Below are 2,728 nucleotides of genomic sequence, written 5' to 3'. Positions count from 1 at the left end.
CGCTCGGGGTCGGGGCCGGGCGCTCGGGGTCGGGCGCTCGAGACTGTTCCGCGAACGGCGAGACAGCAGGTAATGCGGGACGGCCCTGAAGCGATAATGCGGACATGATCATGACCCGAACGGCCACCGCTGCCGCCGCTCTCGCTCTGACCGCCGCCACCACCGTGGCCGTGGCCCCCGCTTACGCCGCTCCTGCACCCGCGCAGCAGGGCCACGTGGCCTACGTCGCGCAGGCTTCCGGGTCCGCGGACGGTGGCTCGCTCGACAACCCCATCGTCGGAGCCGGCCTGCTCATCCTCGCGGGAGTCGGAGTCTCCATAGCTCTGGCTGTCGGCGCGGGCGTGGCCGGCGGGGCGTTTCCGTTACCGCAGATCCCGGGACTGCCGAGCTGACGGAATCGACCTGCCGGGATCGACCGACGAGTCGAGGTGACCGCGGCCCGGACAAGTTATCTGGTGTCGGGAGATCCGCTCGAGCCGAGCACCGCGGACCCAAGCGTGAGCGCCCCGAGGTCCAGCGACCCTCCCCCATCGGACTCGTACGTGAACTCGTACACGTAGAGATACTCGTGGGCACACAGCGCCATGACGCCTGCGGCGAAGTCCTCGACGGCGGACAACTCGACCTGCCAAGTGCCGGATTCGCCACCCGAGAGTTCAAGCAGGTCAGCGCGGACGGTCCCGGCGGTGGTCGCGGCGACAAGCGCGTCGGCGTACCCCTCGGGCCCGTCCAGTCCGCCCCCGGCTGCGAGATTTTCCTCGAGGCTGCGGATCAGTGCGGCCGGACCCACGAGCAGTTCGCACTCGACGTCCAGGTCGGTGTTGTTGACCAGCGAGCCGGCAGCGCCATCCGCGTCAGTCGAGTCGAGCGACAGTGTGAGGGCCCGCGGGGCGACCGAACCGGCGGTGGCCGAACCCGTGTCGACTGACTGTCCCCGGGCGATCCCGGCGCCTCCACACACAGCGGCGGCCCCGAGGGCGACTGTGGCAGCTACGGATACGACTCGGTTCACGCGCACGAGAGTGTCCTTCCGCCCGCGATAGACAGGCGAGGGATGGATCCCGTGGGATGACCGCTCTGAGCGGCCCGCCTCTCCCGCTGGCAATTGAGCCCGGACTGAGGTGAATACAACCACGCATTCGGCGCGCCGTGGGGATTCGGACGTCGAACCCCGCCAATCGTCACTCTGGGCGAGCCAGCCGATGTGAGGACAGCGGGCGCCAGCACCTCAGCACTTGCCCCCCTCAGCTCAGGATGTCGCGCCGCACCACGTTCTGGTCGCGGCCCGGGCCCACCCCGATGTACGACATGTGGCAACCGGCCAGCTCCTCGAGCCGTAGCACGTAGGCGCGGGCCTCCGGCGGCAGATCGCTGAACTCGCGCGCCCCGGTGATGTCGACCTCCCAGCCGGGCATGGTCTCGTAGATCGGCGTGGCGTGGTGGAAGTCGGTCTGCGACATGGGCATCTCGTCGTGCCGGACGCCGTCGACGTCGTAGGCCACGCAGATGGGGATCTCGCCGATGCCGGTGAGCACGTCGAGCTTGGTGAGGAAGTAGTCGGTGAACCCGTTGACCCGGGCGGCGTAGCGCGCGATCACGGCGTCGTACCACCCGCAGCGCCGGGTGCGGCCGGTGTTGACGCCCACCTCGCCGCCGGTGACCTGCAGGTATTCGCCCCACTTGTCAAAGAGCTCGGTCGGGAACGGCCCGGCGCCCACTCGCGTGGTGTACGCCTTGACGATGCCCAGCGAGTGGGTGATCTTGGTCGGCCCGACGCCCGACCCCACGCAGGCGCCGCCGGCGGTGGGGTTGGACGAGGTGACGAACGGGTAGGTGCCGTGGTCGACGTCCAGCATGGTGGCCTGGCCACCCTCCATCAGCACGGACTCGCCGCGCTCCAGGGCCTGGTTGAGCATGAGGGTGGTGTCGCTGACCATGGGTCGAAGCCGGTCGGCGTAGGAGAGGAAGTACTCCACCATCTCGTCGACCTCGACCGCGCGGCGGTTGTAGATCTTCACGAAGATCTGGTTCTTGAGGTGCAGCGCGCCCTCGATCTTCTGCCGCAGGATGGACTCGTCGAAGACGTCCTGCACGCGGATCCCCACCCGCGAGACCTTGTCGGCGTAGGTGGGGCCGATGCCGCGGCCGGTGGTACCGATGGCCTTCTTGCCCAGGAACCGCTCGGTCACCTTGTCCAGCGCCTGGTGGTACGGGGCCACCAGGTGGGCGTCGGCGGAGATGCGCAGCCGCGAGGTGTCGGCGCCGCGGGCCTCGAGGCCGTCGATCTCCTCGAACAACGCCTCGAGGTTGACCACCACGCCGTTGCCGATCACGGGCACGGCGGTGGGCGAGAGGATCCCGGCGGGGAGGAGTTTGAGCTCGTACTTCTCTCCGCCCACCACCACGGTGTGGCCGGCGTTGTTCCCGCCGTTGGGCTTGACCACGTACTCGACGCGGCCGCCCAGGATGTCGGTGGCCTTCCCCTTGCCCTCGTCGCCCCACTGGGCGCCGATCAGGACGATCGCTGGCATGGTCTGCTTTCACCTCGAAGAGAGTCGTCTTTCGGTGAGGGACGAAAACCGGCCCGCAGGCAGTGATTTCCGCGCACACCAACGGTCCAGGGTACTTGGTTCCGCCTGGCACACCCTAGTCGGTCACTCCGACACCCTCCGGAAGCTCACCGGCGCTCCCGGCAGGAGTTGGGACAGTGCGTCCGACGACCGCGAGG

3 protein-coding genes are annotated in these 2,728 nt (G+C 68.8%); 1 reads left to right on the top strand and 2 read right to left on the bottom strand.

What is annotated here, in order from left to right; all coding sequences use genetic code 11:
- The first annotated feature begins 104 nt into the window (after positions 1–104).
- The gene (locus G6028_RS08600) at positions 105–392 is read left to right on the top strand and encodes a hypothetical protein (protein WP_179523494.1); all 288 of its coding nucleotides are present in this window, start codon (positions 105–107) and stop codon (positions 390–392) included.
- Positions 393–448: 56 nt separating this feature from the next.
- Here the strand turns inward: G6028_RS08600 and G6028_RS08595 are convergent, their stop codons facing one another.
- Together G6028_RS08595 and G6028_RS08590 are read right to left on the bottom strand one after the other, a co-directional pair.
- Positions 449–1,012 (bottom strand): hypothetical protein, encoded by a 564-nt coding sequence (locus G6028_RS08595; RefSeq protein WP_182658635.1) that lies wholly within the window; start codon positions 1,010–1,012, stop codon positions 449–451.
- Positions 1,013–1,244: 232 nt separating this feature from the next.
- Complete coding sequence (locus tag G6028_RS08590) at positions 1,245–2,531, bottom strand: adenylosuccinate synthase (protein ID WP_182658634.1); 1,287 nt, start codon at positions 2,529–2,531, stop codon at positions 1,245–1,247.
- Positions 2,532–2,728 lie beyond the last annotated feature (197 nt).

This window comes from Dietzia cercidiphylli (assembly GCF_014145145.1).
GTDB lineage: Bacteria > Actinomycetota > Actinomycetes > Mycobacteriales > Mycobacteriaceae > Dietzia > Dietzia natronolimnaea.
Note: the sequence above shows the minus strand (reverse complement) of the source record. Positions and strands in the feature narration are given on the sequence as shown.

Excerpts from the sequence above, each read along its gene's own strand:
- G6028_RS08590 (WP_182658634.1), bottom strand. The coding sequence starts at position 2,531 with ATGCCAGCGATCGTCCTGATCGGCGCCCAGTGGGGCGACGAGGGCAAG.
- G6028_RS08600 (WP_179523494.1), top strand. The coding sequence starts at position 105 with ATGATCATGACCCGAACGGCCACCGCTGCCGCCGCTCTCGCTCTGACC.